Source organism: Streptococcus sp. GMD1S (genome assembly GCF_000296875.1).
Taxonomy (GTDB): domain Bacteria; phylum Bacillota; class Bacilli; order Lactobacillales; family Streptococcaceae; genus Streptococcus.
The window spans coordinates 1-545 of sequence record NZ_AJQY01000432.1; the positions used below are offsets into that span (position 1 = coordinate 1).

A 545-nucleotide genomic window follows, 5' to 3' on the forward strand; every position below is an offset into this window, starting at 1 on the left:
CTTATGCAGTGAAGAAATTGGATACCAATGATTTCTTTGTGGAACCAGATATTTGGAATTTATTGGACAAAGTTCGAGATATCGCTGCTGAGTATGGGGCAGAGCTTTTACCTGAGATTCATGAACACTATTCGATTCAGTTTAAAATAGCGGATCATAATTACTATGTTTACGATTTTGCCCTTCCAATGGTGACTCTTTATACTCTTTACAGTTCCAGAACAGAGCGTTTGGCCAAGTGGTTGAAGATGAGCTCGATGAAGCAATTTACGACACTAGATACTCATGATGGGATTGGAGTGGTGGATGTCAAAGATATCCTGACTGATGAGGAAATTGACTATGCTTCAAATGAACTCTATAAGGTTGGAGCGAATGTCAAACGCAAGTACTCTAGTGCAGAGTATAACAATCTAGATATCTACCAAATCAATTCAACCTATTATTCAGCACTTGGAGATGATGATGTCAAGTACTTCCTTGCTCGTTTGATTCAAGTTTTTGCTCCAGGCATTCCTCAGGTTTACTATGTGGGTCTATTAGCA

General features: G+C 38.9%; 1 protein-coding gene. It reads left to right on the forward strand.

What is annotated here, in order from left to right; translation table 11 throughout:
* The coding region (gene gtfA / locus GMD1S_RS10820) for a sucrose phosphorylase (protein ID WP_000327734.1) at positions 1 to 545 on the forward strand (545 nt) is incomplete at both ends.